This is a genomic window from Candidatus Aegiribacteria sp., assembly GCA_021108005.1.
Lineage (GTDB): Bacteria > Fermentibacterota > Fermentibacteria > Fermentibacterales > JCC-6 > Aegiribacteria.
The window spans coordinates 1-3,530 of sequence record JAIORS010000124.1; the positions used below are offsets into that span (position 1 = coordinate 1).

A 3,530-nucleotide genomic window follows, 5' to 3' on the forward strand; every position below is an offset into this window, starting at 1 on the left:
GAGCAGCGGAATCATAATCCGCGGGTCGGGGGTTCAAGTCCCTCCGCCGCTACCAGAATTTTGCCGCAGGCGTACAACCTGCGGCAATTTTCTTTTGGTAAAACAAACGGCTTTCAACGAAAAGTGCCTGGCACACGGCCCGAAGAAAAAGCCCCACTTGCCATGAATGAAGTATACAGTAATATTTACTGCGATGACAGTAATAAATACTGAAATCATGGTAGAAATTACTGCAATAGGGGTGAAAAGTACTTCGAATACTGCTGCAAAGGAGGAAGATGCTTAAACAACTATTCGGCTCTGGAACACGAGCCAAAGTTATTGAGTGGCTCTTCATGCATCCAGATGAAAAGTATTATGTCAGGCAGTTATCAGTGATTCTTGAATTGGATTCGACAAACCTTGGTAAGGAACTTGACAGGTTATGTAACCTCGGGGTCGTCTCCAGATCGAGATCGGGTAATCAGAAACACTACTCAGCAAATCAGGATTGTCCAATCTATATTGATCTTAAGAATATCGTCATTAAGACAGGCGGTGTAGCGGATAGGTTAAAATCATTGCTGAAGCCTATTACTGATAGAATTGAGATTGCTTTCGTGTACGGTTCCATTGCATCTGGTTCTTTCAGCAAATCAAGTGATCTGGATTTACTGGTTGTCGGTGATATCTCCCATCGTGAACTGGTGAGTCACCTGCGTAAAGCAGGTCAGGAAATCGGCCGCGAAGTAAATATATCCTGCTTCAGCAGGAGTGAGTTTGCAAAGAAGCTGCAGGAAAAAGGATTCATCTGGAGAATCTCAAATGGAGAGAAAATCTTCGTGATCGGAGGTGATGATGAGCTTAGAACTGTGGGAAAAGAATCGATGGATTGATATTCATTCCGCCACTGATAGTGAAGTGACAGCCCTCATCGAGACGGCTGAGCATGCAATCAGCCAGGCTGAGACTCTTGATGGACTTTCCTCTGCATGGAAGATGAAGATGGTATACGATGCAATTCTCTGTTGTGCCAGAGCCTGCCTGTTCAGGAGTGGATACAGGGCTTCAAGAACAGGTGACCACTACCGTGAAATCCAGAGTCTAGAGCTGACCGCGAGGATTGCATCAAAAACAGTAGACATGCTTGATGGTTTTCGACAACGTAGAAATGTAGCGACATATGAGAGTTTCGAGATCATTAGTGAAGATGAGGCTGTGAATGCTCTCGTTGAAGCAAAGCGCCTGCTGGAGAATGTGAAATCATGGCTGAATCGATAATTTATACGGTTTATACATCATAGTGTAGAGTCCCTTCAGCCATTTCATGAGGGGGTTCAAAGAACTGATACTCGCCGCTACAAGAATTTTGCAGCAGGCGTAAAACCTGCGGCAATTTTCTTTAATCAAAATAGTTAATTATTCCACTCTTCTTCTTTGAGTAAGCAGTACGAGGTCTCTCAGCTCATCGGTATTGCGGCATTTCATCCATTTTGAGTCGAAATCAGGGGAATTGGTTATTTCCGCGATTGCCATCAGTGCGCGTAGGTGAAAGGTCCTTTCATCCCGCGAACCTGCAAGGACAAAGACCATATTGACGGGTGAATTCTCCCCGCCGAAATCGATTCCCTTTTTACATCTGGCCAGAAGAACGGAAAACATGCCGGAACCGGGAACTATGATATGAGGTATGGCAAGACCTTTCCGCAGAGCGGTTGAGGAATCCATTTCTCTCTCAATAAGAAGTTCGTCTATTTCATCTTTTTCAAGACATAGGGATTTTTCCAGATTATCAGATACGATCCTGAAGAAATCCTTCATGTCAACCGGTTTATCGATGTCCAAAATATCAGCCTTTATAACAAGATCATCGAACCTGTCTTCGGTTATATGATCCCGGTCGCGGAGAACCTGCGCCAGTTCCCTGACAAGGTGGTCTCCAACCAGTTCCCTTGGGAAAATTCTTGCGGTAAGATGCAAAAGGGCATATTCCCTCTGAGTCCGTTTTCTGGAATACATGAAATACCATATGGTGCCTCCGACGATGATTATCAGGCTGGCTGTAAGCGCGGATTGACCGAGTTTAGTCAGAAGAACCAGCATACCCGCAATTCCAAGAAGCTGAATCCAGGGGTATCCGGGGCTTTTGAATACGGGTTTGTACGTATGTATTCGGCTTTCCCGCATTACTATCACAGATGCGTTGACAAACAGGAACAGAATGATCTTCATCGTTGACGCAATTTTAACCAGGTGGGTGAAATCAAGCAGAAGGAAAAGAATGATTATCACTCCTGTAAGAACCAGGGAAACCCATGGCACGCCTTTCTTTCTTGAAATCCTTGACAGACCGGCGGGAAGCAGATCATCCCTGCTCATTGCGAATGGGAATCTGGATGAAGCAAGTATTCCCGCATTGGCCGTTGAAAGAAACGCAAGTACGGCTGCAATGCTCATTACCGTTAAACCTGTTCTTCCGGCGATGATCTTAGCAGCTTCGGAGATTGGCATTCCGGTAGAAGAGAGAACTGAAGGATCGAGCACTCCCACACAGATGAGAACAGAAACAAAATAGATAATGGTGACTACAACCAGAGCAAGTGACATACTGACAGGAATATCACGTCCAGGATTTTTGACTTCTTCCGAAACACTTGTAACTTTGGTAAGACCCCCGAAGGCAACGAACACCAGAGCCGCACCTTCCAGTATTCCGCTGAAACCATGTGGCGCAATAGGTCTGAAACGAGTGGGGGAAATGTTGGTCAAGCCGAATCCGGCGAACAGGACAAGGGATAGAAGAAGTCCGGCAACCAGTACTATCTGAGCCTTACCGGCATGTCCCGCTCCCCTGAGATTCACGCAGGTAAAGAGAACGCATGCTATCATGGCAAAGAGTTTTCCATTGATGTCAGGAGATAGAAATTCCATGAATATGCCCAGTCCGACAAATGCGAAAGCGGTCTTGACAGATAGCGAAAACCAGGCAGCAAATCCGGATAAAGTACCTGCCAGAGGGCCTAGAGACCTGTCAACGAAATAATAGATCCCACCCGCTCTTGGCATAGCGGTTGCAAGCTCAGATTTGCTCAGCATGGTTGGAATCGCGAGTGTTCCCGCTATCAGATAGGAAAAGATTACACCCGGTCCTGCCACAGTAAAAGCAAGCGCTGGCAGAACAAAAAGCCCGGAGCTTATCATGGCTCCAGTCGCAATCGAGAAAAGAGCGGGGATACCAAGATCGCGGGAAAGCTTTCCGCTCTTATTAATCTGGTGATGCATATGTAACCTCCTGCTGAAGGCATTATCATCCTTTAGTGACATCAAGTCCACCTCCTTTTGGGGTTCGTGTATATTACCGAAAAGGAGGAACACGTGAGTTTACGCCGGTCTGTAGAGAATACTTTTATTGAAGCAGTTAAACTCAGAGCTTTACTTCCTGAAGGCTCAGATATAGTTGCAGCCGTTTCAGGTGGAAGTGATTCCGTTGCGTTGTTGCGGCTTCTCCACCAGTTTGCCAATCATATGGATTGGAAACTGGCTGTCCTCCA

General features: G+C 46.1%; 5 protein-coding genes. 4 read left to right on the forward strand and 1 reads right to left on the reverse strand.

The genetic code is table 11. The features are described 5' to 3' along the window. From K8S15_07610 to K8S15_07620, 3 genes are all read left to right on the forward strand, one after another. Positions 1–213 (forward strand): hypothetical protein (locus tag K8S15_07610; protein MCD4775903.1); only part of this gene is annotated, 213 nt, incomplete at its 5' end. Between the two features lie 65 nt (positions 214–278). Beyond that, a complete protein-coding gene (locus K8S15_07615; GenBank protein MCD4775904.1) occupies positions 279–875 on the forward strand; it encodes a nucleotidyltransferase domain-containing protein in 597 nt (198 codons plus the stop codon). Further along, the gene (locus K8S15_07620) at positions 838–1,260 is read left to right on the forward strand and encodes a HEPN domain-containing protein (GenBank protein MCD4775905.1); all 423 of its coding nucleotides are present in this window, start codon (positions 838–840) and stop codon (positions 1,258–1,260) included. Before K8S15_07615 ends, K8S15_07620 begins: the two co-directional genes overlap by 38 nt. A gap of 138 nt (positions 1,261–1,398) precedes the next feature. Here the strand turns inward: K8S15_07620 and K8S15_07625 are convergent, their stop codons facing one another. Then, positions 1,399–3,261 carry an amino acid permease gene (locus tag K8S15_07625; protein MCD4775906.1) on the reverse strand — a complete coding sequence of 621 codons (1,863 nt, stop codon included), beginning with the start codon at positions 3,259–3,261 and terminating at the stop codon, positions 1,399–1,401. A gap of 57 nt (positions 3,262–3,318) precedes the next feature. On the opposite strand from K8S15_07625, the gene K8S15_07630 reads away from it, so the two are divergent. Continuing rightward, a partial coding sequence (locus K8S15_07630) for a hypothetical protein (protein MCD4775907.1) occupies positions 3,319–3,530 on the forward strand: 212 nt, incomplete at its 3' end.

Excerpts from the sequence above, each read along its gene's own strand:
- K8S15_07615 (MCD4775904.1), top strand. The coding sequence starts at position 279 with ATGCTTAAACAACTATTCGGCTCTGGAACACGAGCCAAAGTTATTGAG.
- K8S15_07620 (MCD4775905.1), top strand. The coding sequence starts at position 838 with ATGAGCTTAGAACTGTGGGAAAAGAATCGATGGATTGATATTCATTCC.
- K8S15_07625 (MCD4775906.1), bottom strand. The coding sequence starts at position 3,261 with ATGCATCACCAGATTAATAAGAGCGGAAAGCTTTCCCGCGATCTTGGT.